Genomic DNA, 17433 nt, shown 5'->3' with positions numbered 1-17433 from the left:
AGGATGATATTTGAACAATTAGTGTTGATAAATAAAATGTTAAAGTAGAAAGACGATGGATAGACACACTAAAGTTAAAATTAAAACAGATTTATCTAAATATGCTAATGGTTTATTACCTGAGATTGAAGGATATACTGTTGGCCAATATGGTACATGGAGTAACGGTTCAGATAGATTTATTGGAGTGTGCTTTTCAGGGATTACAACAATCGATGTATTATGGGAATTTCTCGTTATTATTGATAGTGAATATGAGACCGTTTCAAGTTTTGTGTAAACTCAAAAAACTGACATAATTTTTAAGATGACTTTTACAAGGGCAGACCCCGGAAATGGGATCTCCCCTTGTTTTGTATTATATAGATAATTTTTTACATGTCAATAAAGACATAGTTAATGCTAAGATCTTAAAAGTTTAAATTTATTCAGGCATCCTATCTTCAAAGAATATGACAAGCTGTGAATGTATTTTCCCCCAATCCTGGCGGCGGCCTGTCCATTTTTTCGTAATGTCCATCATGGCTAGGTACAACATTTTTAGTAGGCTGTCATCATTGGGAAATACAGTCTTGCTTTTGGTTACCTTTCTAAGTTGCCGGTTGAATCCTTCAATAGTGTTTGTTGTATAAATCAATTTTATTACTTCTTCAGGATATTTGAAATATGTTGATAAATTTGCCCAATTGTCTCTCCAGGATTTTGCAATCTTTGGATATTTTAATCTCCACTTTTCTTCAAACATTTCAAGTTCTGACAAGGCAATCGCTTCTGTTGGAGCAGCATAAACCCTCTTTAAATCAACCATCAGAGGTTTAATGTCTTTATATGATACAAATTTAGTCGTGTTCCTTATCTGATGAATTATGCATTGCTGCAATTCTGTCTTTGGAAAGACCGCTTCTATTGCCTGTGGGAAACCGCTCAGGCCATCAACACTTGCTATGAGAATATCTTCTACATCCCGATTTTTAAGACCGTTCATTATGGATAACCAGAACTTGGCGCTCTCATTTTCTCCAACGTACATACCCAGGACTTCCTTGATTCCATCCATATTGATTCCTATTGCTATGTATACAGCCTTTTTGACTATTCTTCCTTCGCTTCTAACATGAAAATGTATTGCATCCATAAATACGACGGCGTAAAGGCTTTCCAACGGCCTTTCCTGCCATTCCTTTACTATCGGAAGTATCTTTCTGTTATCCTGCTTATTGTGCTGTCTGAAACGTCTATTCCGTACAAGTCCTGGAAATGGCTTTCTATATCAGAAGTTGTCATTCCTTTTGCATACATGGAGAGTATCTTTTCTTCCATGTCCTGAGTTATGGTATTCTGATGCTTCTTAATCATCTGTGGTTCAAATTCACCGTTTCGGTCTCTTGGAACATTGATGTCAAGATCTCCATAGCTGGTATGCATCGTCTTTTTACTGTATCCGTTCCTACTGTTTTCGGTGTCCTTATTTTTATAGTCATATTTGGAATAGCCAAGTTCTTCTTCCAATTCACCGTCCAGGCTTCCGTCCAGTACCACTGACAACATTTCTCTCATCATGTCTTTTACGTCGTTTCCATCTTTTAGAGGATGCTGCTTTAAATATTCCCGTGTCATTTCTCTTAGTGCCTTTTTTTCTGGTGTTTCGTTTCTTCTTCCCATATTAAAAAACCTCCAAACTGAGTATTTTTATTTTACATCAGTTTAGAGATTTACACAATCTTTGAATCAGACCCGTGAATATCTACGTATAATCCAATTATCCTCTTTATGAGGTGGTTGGATTATTCTCCTTTCTTCCAACATTTTTGTTGGGGTAATCTTTATTACTCCGTTATAATGAATAAGCACTGTGGATTTGTTTCTATTTTTCTACAGCTTTGACTGTTTCGAGGTGACTCAGACCACTACTTTTCGTCTTAACTGGTAATTAGTTAGTTAACGCATAGACGTTTATATTTACGTGAAAACACAGCCGGAATCCTTGTGGAAAACAACAGTGCAAAATATTATTTTAGGAGGTATCTATAATGTGCTTTGTCGGCATCGACATTTCCAAGTACAAACACGACTGTTTCATTATTACTGAATCAAGCGATGTTTGTAACTCTTTTACCATCAAAAACAATAGTGATGGTTTTGAAGAACTTCTATCGGTTCTCAATTCTCTTGATAATCAAGAACAAATTAAAATAGGGTTTGAATCTACTGGTCATTATGCTTTAAACCTGAAGTTATTCCTTGAAAAAGCCCACTACAGCTTCATGGAATTTAACCCTGTTCTTCTTGCTAAGTTTAACAAGTCTCAGTCTTTAAGGCGTACCAAAACCGATGCAATTGATTGTGCTTCTATTGCTCGATGGCTAATGACGGTTGAATACAAACCCCATCCAATAGGATTTTATCATACTTACTCATTAAAGTCATTAACACGTCTTCGTGATTCTCTTGTTAAACAACGTAGTTTTTATATTGTGAAAATAACAAATGTCTTGGATCATATATTTCCTGAATTTAAGCCACTTTTTGATAATCGTTCAGTAAAACTGCCCTCTATCTTTTAGAAACATATGGCACGGCTGAAAAAATGGCTCATATGAACTCTCAGTCGTACGACACCTTCGCCGCATTTCTAGAGGCAAATTCTCTATGCAAAAATTTCTTAAGTTAAAAGAACTGGCAAGAAATTCAGTTGGTGAAGGCAATGAAATTTTTGTTTCTCAGTTAAACAGCCTTATGGCCTTATATAAACAAGCTGCTCAGGAAGTAGATTCCTTAGAGGGACAAATCCTCTCTTTAATTGAAGAAATCAATCCAAAGTCTTTAACTTCTACTTTTAAAATTATTAATTTTTGTATGGACAAAATTAATACTACTATGAACTAACAAGTTCTTACTTTTGATTATCTGTCTAACATAGCCTTAATTTAAAAATTAAACGTTTTAGAAAAAGTATTCCTAGAAATCATATAATAACTATTGTTTTTGATTTTATAAAATGGATTATACCAATGACTTGATTTATTGTTCCGATAATTTTGAAAATATTATTCCGAATGCGTTGATATTATTCCGATAATTAGTTATAATACTATGGATAGAGGGGTGTTTATTATGTTTATGAGTGTAAAGCAAGCAGCAGAAATATGGGGAATTTCGGATAGAAGAATAAGAGTTCTTTGTTCTCAGGGGAAAATTCCTGGTGCATATCAAGAAGGCCGAGGATGGAAAATTCCTATAGATGCAGTCAAACCTTCCGATGGTAGATATAAATCTACCGAAAGTCTGTTGGATATGATTGACCGCAAAAAGAAGGAACTGGATACTAAACGTCCTTTGACAGAGGGTGAAGTTGCTAGGTTGACTGAAGAGTTTATTGTAGAATACACATACAATTCTAATGCTATTGAAGGTAATACACTGACATTGCGTGAAACGGATATGGTTCTTCGTGGCCTTACTATCGATAAGAAACCTTTAAAAGACCATTTGGAAGCTGTTAGTCATAAAGAAGCCTTTGAGTTTGTCAGTGAACTGGTAAAAGACAATGTTCAGATGAGTGAACGAATTATTAAGCAGATTCATTATTTGGTTCTTGCTGATAAAAAAGATGACCGTGGTGTATATCGCCGTGTGCCTGTTCGCATCATGGGTGCACAAAATGAACCAGTGCAGCCGTATCTCATTCAGCCTAAGATGGAACAGTTGATGGTTGATTTTGCTGTAAGTACAGAACACATCATAACAAAGCTGGCTCGTTTCCATATTGAGTTTGAAGGTATTCATCCTTTCATTGATGGAAACGGAAGAACCGGACGTCTGCTTGTTAACTTAGAACTGATGAAGGCTGGTTTCCCACCTATCGATATCAAGTTCACCGATCGTATTTTATATTATAACGCTTTTGATGAATATCATGTAAAACACAATCTCTCTGCTATGGAAAAATTGTTTGCAGGATATGTTAATGAGCGTTTGAATATGTATTTGAAAATGATATAGTTCTCGACCAGGGAATTTCTACGTTTTGGAGGAAAAAGACGATGTTCATAAAACAGGTTGAAGAACAGTTAAATAGAATAATATATAAAGAGGCTTTAGTTTAGTCAACTTAAATGACTTAATCTAAAGTCTCTTTTTTTATACCCCAAAATAGAAAGAGAGTTTAAAAGTAATGAAGATAAATAATTAGCAATACAAAATCCCCCGCAGCTCTTTTCCTTGAGTTGCGGGATTTGTTGTTTGTAAGCATTATGGTTTATATTGTAAGCGTAAACCAAATGGTTTATAATATTTCCATTGAGGTATGGAGAAACTATGCTGAAGAGTGAGACGACTACTTAGTAACCTAAGGCCATAACTGATTCATAATTAAGGAATAACAAGGAGATTGTTATTAATAGCAGCACTATTAACAAACTGAAAATTGACAAACATGATAAGGTTCTGATAATAAACTCTCCATTAGAATTTTTGGATTTGCTTAAGGAATCGACATCGTGCATGGTCGAAACGGAGTTATGAGGTAAGATTAGATGAATATAAAATTTGATCTGAATAATGTTGTTATTAAACTTTGTATGATGGGGATGAATTTAGAAGACAGCGGAAATATTGAAGATGCAGCCACGATGTTTAATAAAGCATGGCACGAAGCAACAGACGACTATGAAAGATTTATTGCAGCTTATCATTTGGCTCGTCAACAAAAGAGTATTACAGACAAATTAAAATGGATGGAAACATCTTTACAGTGTGCACTAAATGTAAATGATGATAATGTCGAGAGTGCATACCAGACGTTATATTTAAACATTGCCAAATGTTATGAGGAGCTGGGTGATTCTTATAATGCAAAAAGAAATTATGAATTGTCAAATTCATATAAGGGTGCACTTTCTGATAAAGGACCATTTTATCATGGGACAAAGGCAGATTTGCAGGTTGGTGATTTACTGACAGCGGGTGGTAATTCAAATTACAAGACTGAGCTTAAAATGAACCACATTTATTTCACTGCTAACGCAAATGGTGCAGGACTTGCAGCGGCGTTAGCAAAAGGAGAAGGAAGAGAACGCGTTTATATAATAGAGCCAACAGATGAATTTGAAAACGACCCAAATGTTACTGACAAAAAATTTCCTGGTAACTTAACACGTTCTTATCGCTCACAAGAACCTTTAAGAATTATTAGTGAAGAAACAGAGTGGGCGAAACTGACAACTAAGGAACGACATGAATGGCACGAAAAATTAGCCGAAAATAAGGGCGAAATTATTAACTGAACATATTCCAGATATTTAAAGTTTGAGGAAATTTTTATAAAGGGGTGACAAGGGGACGGGGGTGTTGACATCAGTTTGACGTCATGCGTAATGATGTCAACCCCGTCCCTCTGTCATCCCACTGCCATTTTTACCGATTTACGAAATACAAATGAAATTTCTGAGATTTGTCATGAAAAGAATGAACCTATATTTATAACGAAAAATGGTTATGGTGATTTGGTTATAATGAGTATAGAAACTTATGAACAGGTGCTTGAAGTAATTGAAATAGATGCTGCAATTGCTGAGGCTGAATCTGAGTATAAACGTGTAGGTGATCTTTTAGATGCTAATGAGGTTCTTGATTCTAAGGAGGAAGCATTTTGAGTAATTTTACAGTTAAAATGCTTCCTAAAGCGTATCGTGATTTAGAACAAACATATAGATATATATCTGAACGTTTAATGGAAAATAATACAGCTCTTGATATTATAAAAGAAATTGAAGATTCAATTTTGAGTTTAGATGAATTTCTAAACAGAGGTGCTGTTAGAAAAGTTGGTGTTTATGGTAATAAGGGCTACCGCCAATTGTTTATAAAGAATTTTACAATTATATACAGAGTTGATGAAATAAATATATATGCAATAATTATTACAATTAAATATACTCAGAGTAAATTCTGATTATAATTATAATTGCTTCACAGAGTTCGGAAATTAGTATCTTTTTATAAAGTATATGTTTTCCACTTGGGAAATATTAGGCACTGACGACATCATTGTTGTCGCTTCAAGGTCGAGTTCGACTCCTTTAAAAAACAAGCAGGCTCAAATGCATTTACATTGTCACCTCAGAGGATGTTGAGATGAACTTAGGAAAATTAGACTAAAAGAAGATGATATATCTAATCTAATATGTCAATAAAAGTAATTTTATTATGGAATTGATGCAGACAAAAATCTATATAAGGCTAAAGCTCTAGGTAAAGATCGTTGCATATAATGAAATTGTTGTGTGAGTGTATCGTATCACAGGGGAACTATTTTGAAGAGAAGTGTTAGGTATAAGAGATTGAGTTAAAGAGACATTGTCATTGAAGTAATTTTTTGTTAAAATACTCTAAAGAAAACAAAAGCGAGATAAAACGTATGGGAAGTGTTTTGTTTGTTTTATGAAAAAGACTCAAATAACTAGATGAATAAAAATAAAAAGGTATAAGGAGTATGCAAAATGAATTTACTTCAATTAAAATATTTTTATACAGTTGCTAGGAAAGAACATATGACTCGTGCAGCAGAGGAGCTTTATATTTCACAACCATCTTTAAGTAAAGTTATTTTAAAGTTGGAAGAAGAATTAGAAGTCCCTTTATTTGATCGTATTGGTAAACAAATCAAACTTAACAAGTTCGGAAAGGCATTTCTCCGTAGAGTAGATAGGATTTTCCTTGAACTTGAAGACGGGAAACGCGAGTTGTCTGATATGTTGAAAAATGAAAGCTCAACAATTTCAATTGCTGCGAATAATTTAGCTCCATTCTCCAATTTAATAGAAAGATATCTGAAAGATTATCCCAATGTTATTCTTGGTCAAACAACAGGGTCATTAAAAAAAATGAAGGAACAACTATTGAACGGGGAAATTGAATTTTGTATATCTTCACCTCCTGTTGAGGGAGATTTGATAGAATGCATACCATTGACAACAGAAGAAATATTTTTAGTTGTTCCAAGTGGGCATAGATTTGCAAAATATAAGGAAATAAACCTGATAGAAGCATCAAGTGAACCCTTTATCAGTTTAAAGGTGGGATTCGGAATAAGAGAACTGACAGAAAACCTCTGTCACCAAGCCGGGTTTAATCCAAATATAATTTTTGAGACAGATGTCGCAATGAATTTGATGGAGATGGTAAATTCCAATAGAGGAGTGGCACTGCTCCCGATACTTCCTTGGAATAATACTCAATTAAGCATGTCAGTACCAATTCATGTAAAAGAACCTTTATGTAATCGGAAAATTTATTTGTCTTTTATTAAGGATCGTTATTTCACTGAGGCTTCAATGCAGTTTAAAGATTACCTAATTGATTACTATAAAGAAGCTTAGTGTTTTAATAGTTTATTTATTCAATTTTTATCAAAGCTCTCAATGTATATTTTGAGGGCTTTATTTTGTTGGCTATTGGACAAAAGAATGATATATAGTATGTTATTAGAGTCAAAAAAGCACACAATGATAACCTACAGGCTATAGAATTATATCAAGACATGTATTGGTTTATGTAAACGTTTGATAATATAATATGAAATATAGAAGTCTTGAACTATAAAGCAAAACTAGCTGCTGATATTAAAGTGTAGAGGAATCGGCTAAACGTTGTAAAAGAGCCATTATTCCGGTATGAATAATCATTGTGCTTTTATGACTAAAAAGACTTTTAGTAATATGAGAGTTGGAATATTTAATTTTAAATAAGTTACTGTGGAGGTGATTTAACTATTATTTAAGAGTTATAGTTATTTTAATCAATCTAAATTAATTTTCGAGGAGAATTATTATGACAAAGCAAAAAATTTGGGACAGCATTGACGAACACAGCCAGATGTTAGAAAAAATGGCACGGGATATTTGGGAAAATCCAGAAGTTTCATTGGAAGAAGTATATGCTTCAAAAGTTCAAGCTACGGCATTGGAAGAGGAAGGGTTTAATGTAACACTTGGACTGAAAGACTTGCCTACAGGGATTATGGCTGAATACGGGCAAGGTACTCCGGTTATCGGCATTTTGGGAGAATATGACGCTCTCGAGACTCTATCTCAGGATTCTGTGCCAGAGAGAAAGATACGAGTGGAAGGTGGTCACGGACATGGCTGTGGTCACAATCTGATTGGTGTGGGAGCCATCGGTGCAGTCCTAGCTATTAAAGAAGCAATAGAACGTGGAGAACTCCAGGGTACAATTCGTTATTATGGGTGCCCAGCAGAGGAGGAACTTTTAGGAAAGTTGTTTATGCTTCGTGACGGTTATTTCAATAATTGTGACGTACTGCTGTACTGGCACCCGTCTTCAAACAACATCCCTTGGAGAGCTCCGTGTCTGGCGGTCACTTCCGCAGTATTTAGCTTCAAAGGTCTCACTGCTCATGCTCCACAGGCGCATATTGGACGTAGCGCGTTGGACGCGGTTGAGTTAATGAATGTAGGGGCAAATTATCTTCGAGAGCATATTCCACGCGATGTCATGTTTCATTACTCAATCTTAGGCAATGGAATTGCTCCTAACACCGTAGCTGACAGATGCCAGTCGTGGTATATGATGCGAGCTCCTAAACGAGTAATGCTTGATGAGGTGTTTCCGCGACTTGTGGATGTGGCTAAAGGCGCGGCGATGATGACTGGGACTACGCTGGAAAATGTTGAGATACTTGGCGGAGGAAATGAAGTGATTTGTAATCAAACGCTTGCCGACTTGTTGGAAAAAAATATGAAAGAGCTAGGAGGACCAGCCTTTACTGAGGAGGATTACGTTTTTGCTAAAAAAATTACTGACCAATTTTCACCTGAGCAGAAAACTATGGGTGCGCGAGTGTTCCAGATTCCACCTGAGTATTATGACAAGGACTTAATGGACAAGGTGGTTTCTAAACCTAGCGATGAGATACTTCCTTTCTCGGGAGATTGCGATCCAAGCTGGGTATTCCCATTTGGAAGTACTTTCTGTGCTACATGGCCTGTAGGCGTGTTTACCCACACATGGCAAGCTACGGCATGCACAGGTTCTGGCATTGGTTTCCATGGAATGCTGTTTGCTTCGAAAACACTAGCTGGTGGGTGTTATGAATTAATGACCGATAGTGATTTAATGAAGAAGGTTAAAGATGAGTTCCAAGAAACATCAAAAACTCTACATTATAAAGTGAACATTGGAGCTGATGCAGTGCCAAAGAAAGTGAAACTATCCTAAACAATTTCAGAATGAATATTGAATAAAGAAATTTATTTGGGAACAGAAATAGAATGGTTTACTTCCTAATTTGTACCTTTGTGTAATTTTCCATGTACAATCTATTAAATGGATTGATAGGGCTATATGTAAAAGCTATTCATAGGTTGATACCTTATTGTATCGGGAAAGGGGAGAAATCTGCTATTTCTATATTTAAAATGAGTGTTTTAGACCAGTTGTAAAGTTCTACAATTTTTTAATTTCTAAATTCAAGGAGGATTCAATGGATCATTTATCAATGGCTAATAGTCCTATAATGTTTATAATAGTTATAGGTATATTAAGTTTTTTGTCATTTCAATCAATCTATATGATTAAACTTACTCTTAAAAGAGCTGATGCACTAAATATTGATAGGGTAAAAATAAAAAAAGCAATGAAAGTCGCTTGTGTAACAAGTTCCGTACCATCTGTAGCAATTATTCTAGGCTTAATTACTTTGTCACCAGTTTTAGGTTTGCCATTTTCATGGGCTAGACTTGCTATGGCTGGTTCACTTATGTACGAAGTTACAGCGGCATCTATCGGAGCTCAAACAGCAGGTGCAGCTGGATTAGGTCTTGATGGTTATAATCTTCAAGCATTTGCTAATTCAACATGGATTATGACACTTGGCGTATTTCCAATGATGATCATTGCAATTGTTGCAACTAAGAACTATAAAAGTTCAATCAAAAAAGCATCAACAAAAGATAATGCTTGGACTGGGATTTTTGTGAGTGCAATTATGAGTGCAATAATTGCTAACTTTGCTGTTCCACCTGTAATGAAGGGTGGAAATGGTTTTATCGCAGTATGTGTTAGTGCTATTGTTATGTTAGGTCTAATAATACTTGCTAAGAAGTTAAAAACAAGTTGGTTAAAGGAATATGCATTATCAATAAGTATGATTTCAGCTATGGCTGTAATCGCAGTAATGAGTTTATAGGAGGATAAGATGGATCGACAAACTTATGATAAGAAAGTTCACATTTTCGGTAGAATCTCTGTCACTATATTTATGTTGGGGACAGTTTTATTACCTTTAACACTTTTTCTAAAATTCGGGATATTACCTGAAAAAGCTGCTTTTTTTGCAGGCACATCAACAGTACTTAGTATTATGATTCTAGTTTCACTGGCAGAATTTTTAAGCTTTGCCCCTATAATTGGATCAGCTGGTATGTATATGATGTCGATTACTGGTAATACTGCTAATATAAAGGTCCCTTCATCTGTAGCAGCTATGGAAGCAATAGGAATTGATCCAGCTACAGAAGAAGGTGAAATAATCTCTACACTATCAATAGGAATATCAAATATTACAACACAAATCGTTGTTTTAGCGGGAGTAATATTACTTGCACCATTTGGCCATCTATTTCAAAATCCAGCATTAAAACCTGCATTTGAACAGATTGTTCCTGCACTATTTGGTGCGTTAATCATATCTTCTGTTGTTAAAAATTGGAGATTGTCAATTATATCTATTGTAGCTGCCGTAATTATTACTTTTATTGTTTCTCAACCATTTGGTACAAATCTTTCGAATTTTACAATTCCAATGACCATTATTGCATCACTTATTCTTACTAGAATTACTTATAATATGGGATTTCTTACGCCATTAAAAAATGTTCAAGATACTAAAGAATATACACAATTGTAATAATTAATGTGTACCATATGTATAGAACAATTTGATTTTGCTATTCAGTCAAATAAGTATTTATGTTATACTAAACGAGCTTCACCACAAGGAGGATAGGGGCATGCTGAGGCGTGCCCCTATCCTCCTTGTGCGTTCATAAGGGAGGTGGAGTATATCAGAACCGGTTCAATTTATTCTAGGCAAAACTGTCTCCTTGAAATAAAATGCATGTTTATATTTTCATTGATACTACTGTTATTTCTACTGTTAGCAATACAGCTTAATGGGAAACAGAAGTTCATACTGAATTGAATATGCCCGTACGTAGATGATATATCTAATCTAATATGTCAATAAAAGTAATTTTATTAAAGAATAGATTGTAAAGAACAAGACTTTCAAAATATAGTTTTTTTGAGGGTTTTGTTCTTTACATTTTAAAAAAAGTTGTAAAATACTAGACAATTAGAAGCAATTGAAAAAATCGGTATTGATACAGTAAAAAAATGGAAAAAAGTAATAGAAAATCATATATTATTTTTTCCGCCAAGGGTATAATATACTATAGAGACAGGCTCCCTGGTTAAGGAGGAAGATATGAAAGAAATTCAATTTTCAATAGAAATAAATGCCTCTAAGGAAAGAGTATGTACAACGCTTTGGGAGGATAGAACATTCCGTGACTGGGCAGATATTATTGATGAAGGAACCTATATGATAGAGGCATTATTATGTTAGATAATCATCAGACTGAGTATGTAACCAGGATACATAAGGTTCAGGATTATATCGAAGAGAATTATGGGAAAAATCTGTCTACGGAAGAATTGGCAGAAGTAGCAGGCTTTTCAAAATACCATTTTAATCGCATTTTTAAAAGTGTGATGCAGGAACCATTGTCGCATTATGTAAACAGAATTCGTATGGAACAGGCTACGTTCATGTTAGCGCATCTTAGAAATAAGAATATTACGGATATTGCATATGAACTAGGGTTTACGGATTCGGCGGTTTTTTCAAGGGCATTTAAAAATTATTATGGATTAAGTCCCATAGCATATAGAAAAAAATATAGCACGAATTGCAAAGATTCTATTTATATTTCCACGTATAATAAGTCTGACAAGAAGAAAAAATGGGTAACAAATCCGTTTCCTTCAACCGGAGAGATTCGTATTGAGAGCGTAAAAGAATGTCAGGTGATATATGTACGGCATACAGGTACATATGGTTCACTGGCTAAGGAATATGGAAGGTTAGTGCAGGATCTTTTTCAGGCAGCATCAAAACAGGAGCTTTTGCATCCGGGGAAAAATCAGTTTCTTACTTTGTATCATGATAATCCTGAATTTGGGAAAGAGGAACAGTTTCGAACCAGTCTGTGTATGACTTTTCCAGAGACCTGTTCTGCGAAGGAAGATGGCAAGCTTGGCGTGATGACTATAGTTGGTGGACTTTATGCGGTGGGATATTTTGAAATCGTACAGGAGCAATTTGAAGATGCATGGTATTATATGTATCAGAAGTGGCTTTTGACAAGCGGATATGTTCCGAGAAATGCCGCCCCCTTTGAGGTATATCTGAATGATCCAAAGGAGGAGAAGGAACACTTGATTAAAGTAGAAATCTATATGCCGATTGAACCCATTTGAATAAAATGGAGGAAATTATGATGGACAAGGTAAAAGAAATTGAAAAGGTGTTTAGAGAAAAATGCAGTAACACAGGAGCTGTTGTAGTGCAGAAAAATGGGGTTCGCGTATATGAGTATTACCAGAATGATTGTACTGAAAACAGTCCATTTCATGTGTTTTCGGTTACGAAGAGTATTCTTTCTATTTTGCTGGGGATAGCAATAGACAAAGGATATATTAAAAGTATTGATCAGCCAATCCTGAATTTTTTTCCTGACTACACAATCAAAAAACGTGAAAAAACAATCCAGCAGATAAAACTGCGGGATATGATGACAATGACAGCACCATTTAAGTTTAAGTCTGCACCATACACAAAATACTTTACCAGTGAGGATTGGGTGAAATCATCTCTGGATTTGCTTGGCGGTAAGGGAACGATAGGAGAATTTCGATATGCTCCTCTCATAGGGCCGGACATCTTTTCAGGAGTCCTGGTAGAAACAACAGGAACATCTGTATTGAATTTCGCAAATAAATACTTATTTAGACCACTTGAGATTGAAGTTCAGGGAGACGTTGTTTTTCATAGCAAGGAAGAGCAGATGGAATTCTATAAAAGCCGTACTGCAAGAGGATGGGTTGCAGGCCCAACCGGAGTACATACAGGAGGATGGGGACTTATGCTCACCCCCAACGATATGATCAAGCTGGGACAACTTTACCTGAATGATGGGCAGTGGAACGGACAACAAATTGTATCTAAAGAATGGATTCGAGAAAGTACGGAAGAAAAAAGCCGATGGGGCGAATTAAAGTATGGTTTGCTGTGGTGGATCATTGACGAAGAGGATCATTCTTTTGCTGCTCTAGGAGATGGAGGAAATGTTATCTATGTTAATCCAAAGCAGAAAACAGTAATTATTATTGCTTCATATTTCAAACCAAAAGTTGAGGATAGAATAAAAATAATTAAAGAGTATATTGAACCGATTTGGAGTGATTAAGTGCATAATGTATGCTCTAGGAAATGGATACTACATGTGATTAATCAGAAATACAAGAGGAACATTGTATGGCGTAAGCATTAAGGAGGAAAGTATGAAAGAAATTCAATTTTCAATAGATATAAATGCCTCTAAGGAAAGAGTACGGGCAACCCTTTGGGAAGATATAACATTCCGTGATTGGGCAAATATTATTGATGAAGGAACCTATATGAAGGGAGTGATGAAAGAAGGAAATGAAATCCAGTTTATATCATCTGTAAATGGTTACGGTGTGACAAGTCTGATAGAGAAACTTAATCCGAATAAGTTTGTATTATTCAGGCATAGCGCAGACACAAAAGAAAGTGGACAGCAGGGACGCGAAAAAGAGTGGACTGGGGGGGCAGAGAGTTATTCACTTACAGAAAAAAACGGAGTAACTACATTAATTGTTAAAACCGATGTTCCACCAGAACAGGAAGAAACATTTAATGTCAGATTTCCCAGAGCTCTGGAACGTATAAAAACTCTAGCGGAAAACTTCGGGATGACATAACCGTGGTGTGTCAATAGTCTGAGGGCAGATAATTGCCCTTTCTTTTTAGGGACGGTTAGACAAATCATATTATTGAGGTTAAGGCGTTGGGTAGTAAATCAGAAAAGCGTAAGAATGCAATAATTTTGCTTCATGAGATATATGGAGTTAACCAATTTCAGAAGTTGATATTACACCAACTAACTCTGTGGAAATGGTTGGTTTTGGAAGGGAAGATGAACGTTCCAGAGGAATTTTACACAATCTTTCAGCACAAATATCTGTGTGGAAAATGAAAGAAGAAAGCTGCTGTCTTGTAGCATTGGACCACATTGGTTTTATTTTGTATTAGGGAACGGATGCCTTTGCGGAGTTGCACATGAGGTGATGTGTGAATTTGCCCTGCGTATTTCAGAATACCTTAGCGACGATTGTTTTTACTTCGAGGGGTATACAAATGGATGTACGGGTTATTTCCCTACAGAAGAAGAATTCGACAAAGGTGGTTACGAAGTTTATTGGTAATGCTCATCTATTATATATATCATGGCAGGGCTTTTCCGTTTCGTCGCAATTCAGCGTCTGAGCTTATTCGTTTTGTAGTAGATATTTCAACGCACTTGAAATACCATACAGCCTGCAAATACACAAAAAAATAAAGGCAATATAAGGCACATTAAGGATTTTAGAATAATATAATCAGCTGAATATGCCAATAAAGGTTGTTTGCTCTAAATGGAGCAGGCAACCTTTTTACATATCATGAATTACATTTGTCACCCATTTTTTTGACATTATCCTGAGCATACCTATTGAAGCTTTTACAATTTCCTCCATATGAACCATCAAAAAAACATAGTATACCGGGAGCTTAAACACCAATGCGCCCAAAAAAGCCAACGGAACACCTACGAGCCAGACAGAACTCATTTCAAGTATCATTGAGAACGTTGTATCACCGCCGCCTCTCAGCACTCCGACTATCATTGTGCCGTTAAATGATTTTATGGAGAAAAATACTGCCAACACTATCAAGAGTTTCTTTGAAGCAGTATATAGTCCCGGCGTGAGATTCCTGAAAAACATGAGTATTCCGTCTGCTGTAATAAACAGCATGATACCCAATACAAGTCCAAGCACAGCTGATAATATCATGAAGCTGTTGGCATATTCCACAGCTTCTTCTTCCTCATCTGCTCCGATCTTATTGCCCACCATCACAGTACATGCGTTAGCCAGTCCTCTGGTCATTACCATAAAAATGTTCTGAACGGTATTTAATATCTGGACAGCAGCAGCGGCTTCAGTACCTATTTTTGCATAAGCTATGGAATAAAGTACAGTACCCAGGGACCAGAAAGCTTCATTCAAAATAACAGGATAAGCTGTTTTGAAATATTTCTTTAAAAAATCTCCTGTCCAGTCTGTCATGTTTTTGATTTTTTGTGCAAGAGGATTTTCTTTGTTTGAATATATTGAGTACAGTATGAGGGCTATCTCCACAGCCCGGGCTATTAATGTACCGTATGCCGCTCCCTTGATACCCAGCTGCGGAAAACCAAACTTTCCGAAAATCAGCAGATAATTAAACAATGCATTCGTTACAAAAGAAATCATGCTTACTACCATTGGCATTTTAGCCTGGCCTATGCTTCTTGAAGCTACAGCATATGAAAAGCTTATACCCGTAATAATATAGCTTAGAGAAACTACCCTTAAATAATCCGCTCCCAATCTGATTACTTCTTTGTCATTACTGAAGATTCTCATTATGAAATCCGGCACCATCAATGCTGCTAAAGTAAATACAGTTCCCAAAACACATACTATGGCCAGAGATATTCCCAAAACCCTGCCTATATTTTTTGTGTCCTTCTTTCCCCAAAACTGTGATATAAATATTGATGAACCAGTGGCAACACCGAATACAGTAACTGCATAAAAGAAAAAAACCTGATTTGCAAGTCCGACAGCTGCAATGCTTTCCTCTCCCAGGGTCGTTATCATAAGAGTATCGAGCATATTTACAGATGAGGCCACTAAATTTTGCAATGTAATCGGTAAAGCTATGGATAACATTACCTTAAAAAAATCTTTGTTTTTAAAACTAGTCCGCATAGAGACCTCCAAAATTAACAATAGTATAATACACAAAACGCGAGCTTTACTTACAAGTCATAAAAAAGACATCCCTTTGCAGGTCAGTCTTATTTGTTTTATAGTATTCATTAATACTTTAGTAACAGCTTAACAATTAATTTTCTCAATAATAAATATCTAAAATGAAAAAATTACATTTAGGAGATACCTATATATAATATCATGAAAATACTTTTATTTGAACTTATTTTTTATATTGAGCAGTCTTATTGAAATAAAAGATAGAAAATACTAATGCATCTGGTATTCTTCTATCTTTTTGTTATATTGATGGTAAAATAATGTAAAGGAATGTATAATGAAAACAAATGATATCTGATTTGTTCGAATGGTTGTACAACAGGGGAATTACAGAAATCATAAGACATGTGTTGTTATTTTTGTGAAATAATGTAAAATAGTGTATAGCAGTGTAAAATAGAATAATTCTTATGTTAGAAATTATAGTGAAGCAATTAATTTATCTTGTAGGATGGTGTATATGCCGATTAAAATTGCAATTTGCGACGACATGGCAGAGGATATCCGGCTGTTGTCAGCTGCTCTTTATAATTACGACAGTTCTTTTGAAATAACCACTTATACAAAAGGAGAAACGCTGATAGACGAGCTGTTGGATTCCAAGCTATCCGCAGACATCCTTTTTCTGGACATTTATATGCCGGGAATCGATGGAATAAAGACAGCGCAGAGAATATGCAGGGAGAGAAAGGATATCAAAATCATTTTCGTTTCATCTAGCAATGAACATTACTCTCAGGCGTACGAGGTGTTTGCCTTCAACTATATCCTAAAGCCTTTTGACAGGGAAAAGTTATACAGTGTACTGGATCGCGCAATCGAAGAGATCAGAAGGGAACACAGCTATAAGATTCGTTTCAGCTACAAATCAACTATGTACAGCGTAGACTGCCGCCATATTTTTTTTATAGAAAGCAGAGACAAACTCATACTGTACCATCTGTCGGATGGAAGCACATTGCAGTGCTACGGCAAGTTGGACAACCTTACAAAAGAATTGCCGGAAAATTTCTTCATTCGCTGTCACCAGAGCTTTATTGTAAATACTTCTTATATCACAGAAATGGGTGAAGCTCACTTTCGTATAGGACAGGTTGTTATCAGCATCTCTAAAAAGTATATGAAGAATGCAAAAAATCAATATTATGCGTACTTATTTTCTCATATGGGCAAAGGATAATAATG

General features: G+C 35.6%; 16 protein-coding genes and 2 pseudogenes. 16 read left to right on the top strand and 2 right to left on the bottom strand.

What is annotated here, in order from left to right:
- Positions 1–55 precede the first annotated feature (55 nt).
- Positions 56–280: a hypothetical protein gene (locus AAGU76_RS10300; RefSeq protein ID WP_342485394.1), complete on the top strand. Its 225-nt coding sequence runs from the start codon at positions 56–58 to the stop codon at positions 278–280.
- 144 nt (positions 281–424) lie between these two features.
- On the opposite strand, the pseudogene AAGU76_RS10295 reads toward AAGU76_RS10300, so the two are convergent.
- A pseudogene (locus tag AAGU76_RS10295) lies at positions 425–1617 on the bottom strand (IS256 family transposase).
- 413 nt (positions 1618–2030) lie between these two features.
- Between AAGU76_RS10295 and AAGU76_RS10290 the strand changes: the two are divergent.
- The 14 genes and pseudogenes from AAGU76_RS10290 (at position 2031) to AAGU76_RS10225 (ending at position 14088) form a co-directional block, all read left to right on the top strand.
- Positions 2031–2564 (top strand): IS110 family transposase, encoded by a 534-nt coding sequence (locus AAGU76_RS10290; RefSeq protein WP_342484606.1) that lies wholly within the window; start codon positions 2031–2033, stop codon positions 2562–2564.
- An 85-nt stretch (positions 2565–2649) separates the two neighbouring features.
- Positions 2650–2886 (top strand): hypothetical protein, encoded by a 237-nt coding sequence (locus AAGU76_RS10285; protein WP_342485393.1) that lies wholly within the window; start codon positions 2650–2652, stop codon positions 2884–2886.
- A 228-nt stretch (positions 2887–3114) separates the two neighbouring features.
- On the top strand, positions 3115–4002 hold the full coding sequence (locus AAGU76_RS10280) for a Fic family protein (protein ID WP_342485392.1): 888 nt from the start codon (positions 3115–3117) through the stop codon (positions 4000–4002).
- Positions 4003–4535: 533 nt separating this feature from the next.
- Positions 4536–5285, top strand: coding sequence for an NAD(+)--rifampin ADP-ribosyltransferase (arr, locus tag AAGU76_RS10275; protein ID WP_342485391.1), 750 nt, complete (start codon positions 4536–4538; stop codon positions 5283–5285).
- 93 nt (positions 5286–5378) lie between these two features.
- Positions 5379–5658: pseudogene (locus AAGU76_RS10270) on the top strand (prevent-host-death protein).
- On the top strand, positions 5651–5953 hold the full coding sequence (locus AAGU76_RS10265) for a type II toxin-antitoxin system RelE/ParE family toxin (RefSeq protein WP_342485390.1): 303 nt from the start codon (positions 5651–5653) through the stop codon (positions 5951–5953). The pseudogene AAGU76_RS10270 and the gene AAGU76_RS10265 overlap by 8 nt, the downstream one beginning before the upstream one ends.
- Positions 5954–6500: 547 nt before the next feature.
- The gene (locus AAGU76_RS10260) at positions 6501–7379 is read left to right on the top strand and encodes a LysR family transcriptional regulator (RefSeq protein ID WP_342485389.1); all 879 of its coding nucleotides are present in this window, start codon (positions 6501–6503) and stop codon (positions 7377–7379) included.
- A 451-nt stretch (positions 7380–7830) separates the two neighbouring features.
- Complete coding sequence (locus AAGU76_RS10255) at positions 7831–9237, top strand: amidohydrolase (protein ID WP_342485388.1); 1407 nt, start codon at positions 7831–7833, stop codon at positions 9235–9237.
- Between the two features lie 265 nt (positions 9238–9502).
- The gene (locus tag AAGU76_RS10250) at positions 9503–10207 is read left to right on the top strand and encodes a DUF5058 family protein (RefSeq protein ID WP_342485387.1); all 705 of its coding nucleotides are present in this window, start codon (positions 9503–9505) and stop codon (positions 10205–10207) included.
- Positions 10208–10216: 9 nt separating this feature from the next.
- The gene (locus tag AAGU76_RS10245; protein WP_342485386.1) at positions 10217–10927 is read left to right on the top strand and encodes a hypothetical protein; all 711 of its coding nucleotides are present in this window, start codon (positions 10217–10219) and stop codon (positions 10925–10927) included.
- 579 nt (positions 10928–11506) lie between these two features.
- Positions 11507–11647, top strand: a complete 141-nt coding sequence (locus AAGU76_RS10240) for a hypothetical protein (RefSeq protein ID WP_342485385.1) — start codon at positions 11507–11509, stop codon at positions 11645–11647.
- Entirely contained in the window at positions 11641–12561 is a 921-nt protein-coding gene (locus AAGU76_RS10235) for a GyrI-like domain-containing protein (protein WP_342485384.1), read from the top strand. The genes AAGU76_RS10240 and AAGU76_RS10235 overlap by 7 nt, the downstream gene beginning before the upstream one ends.
- A 17-nt stretch (positions 12562–12578) precedes the next feature.
- Positions 12579–13550, top strand: coding sequence for a serine hydrolase (locus AAGU76_RS10230; RefSeq protein ID WP_342485383.1), 972 nt, complete (start codon positions 12579–12581; stop codon positions 13548–13550).
- Between the two features lie 94 nt (positions 13551–13644).
- Positions 13645–14088, top strand: coding sequence for a hypothetical protein (locus AAGU76_RS10225; protein ID WP_342485382.1), 444 nt, complete (start codon positions 13645–13647; stop codon positions 14086–14088).
- 732 nt (positions 14089–14820) lie between these two features.
- On the opposite strand, the gene AAGU76_RS10220 is transcribed toward AAGU76_RS10225, so the two are convergent.
- Complete coding sequence (locus AAGU76_RS10220) at positions 14821–16185, bottom strand: MATE family efflux transporter (protein WP_342485381.1); 1365 nt, start codon at positions 16183–16185, stop codon at positions 14821–14823.
- Between the two features lie 523 nt (positions 16186–16708).
- Here AAGU76_RS10220 and AAGU76_RS10215 point away from each other — a divergent pair.
- Positions 16709–17428: a LytTR family DNA-binding domain-containing protein gene (locus tag AAGU76_RS10215; RefSeq protein ID WP_342485380.1), complete on the top strand. Its 720-nt coding sequence runs from the start codon at positions 16709–16711 to the stop codon at positions 17426–17428.
- The last annotated feature ends 5 nt before the right edge of the window (positions 17429–17433 follow it).

The sequence above is a fragment of the Sedimentibacter sp. genome (genome assembly GCF_038562225.1).
In the GTDB taxonomy this organism is placed as follows: domain Bacteria; phylum Bacillota; class Clostridia; order Tissierellales; family Sedimentibacteraceae; genus Sedimentibacter.
The sequence above is the reverse complement of the archived record's forward strand: the minus strand, read 5'-3'. Positions and strand labels throughout refer to the sequence as shown.

Coding starts and splice junctions, on each gene's coding strand:
- AAGU76_RS10245 (WP_342485386.1), top strand. CDS start 10,217: ATGGATCGACAAACTTATGATAAGAAAGTTCACATTTTCGGTAGAATC.
- AAGU76_RS10230 (WP_342485383.1), top strand. CDS start 12,579: ATGATGGACAAGGTAAAAGAAATTGAAAAGGTGTTTAGAGAAAAATGC.
- AAGU76_RS10290 (WP_342484606.1), top strand. CDS start 2,031: ATGTGCTTTGTCGGCATCGACATTTCCAAGTACAAACACGACTGTTTC.
- AAGU76_RS10255 (WP_342485388.1), top strand. CDS start 7,831: ATGACAAAGCAAAAAATTTGGGACAGCATTGACGAACACAGCCAGATG.
- AAGU76_RS10235 (WP_342485384.1), top strand. CDS start 11,641: ATGTTAGATAATCATCAGACTGAGTATGTAACCAGGATACATAAGGTT.
- AAGU76_RS10220 (WP_342485381.1), bottom strand. CDS start 16,185: ATGCGGACTAGTTTTAAAAACAAAGATTTTTTTAAGGTAATGTTATCC.
- AAGU76_RS10225 (WP_342485382.1), top strand. CDS start 13,645: ATGAAAGAAATTCAATTTTCAATAGATATAAATGCCTCTAAGGAAAGA.
- AAGU76_RS10300 (WP_342485394.1), top strand. CDS start 56: ATGGATAGACACACTAAAGTTAAAATTAAAACAGATTTATCTAAATAT.
- AAGU76_RS10260 (WP_342485389.1), top strand. CDS start 6,501: ATGAATTTACTTCAATTAAAATATTTTTATACAGTTGCTAGGAAAGAA.
- arr (WP_342485391.1), top strand. CDS start 4,536: ATGAATATAAAATTTGATCTGAATAATGTTGTTATTAAACTTTGTATG.
- AAGU76_RS10240 (WP_342485385.1), top strand. CDS start 11,507: ATGAAAGAAATTCAATTTTCAATAGAAATAAATGCCTCTAAGGAAAGA.
- AAGU76_RS10250 (WP_342485387.1), top strand. CDS start 9,503: ATGGATCATTTATCAATGGCTAATAGTCCTATAATGTTTATAATAGTT.
- AAGU76_RS10285 (WP_342485393.1), top strand. CDS start 2,650: ATGCAAAAATTTCTTAAGTTAAAAGAACTGGCAAGAAATTCAGTTGGT.
- AAGU76_RS10215 (WP_342485380.1), top strand. CDS start 16,709: ATGCCGATTAAAATTGCAATTTGCGACGACATGGCAGAGGATATCCGG.
- AAGU76_RS10280 (WP_342485392.1), top strand. CDS start 3,115: ATGTTTATGAGTGTAAAGCAAGCAGCAGAAATATGGGGAATTTCGGAT.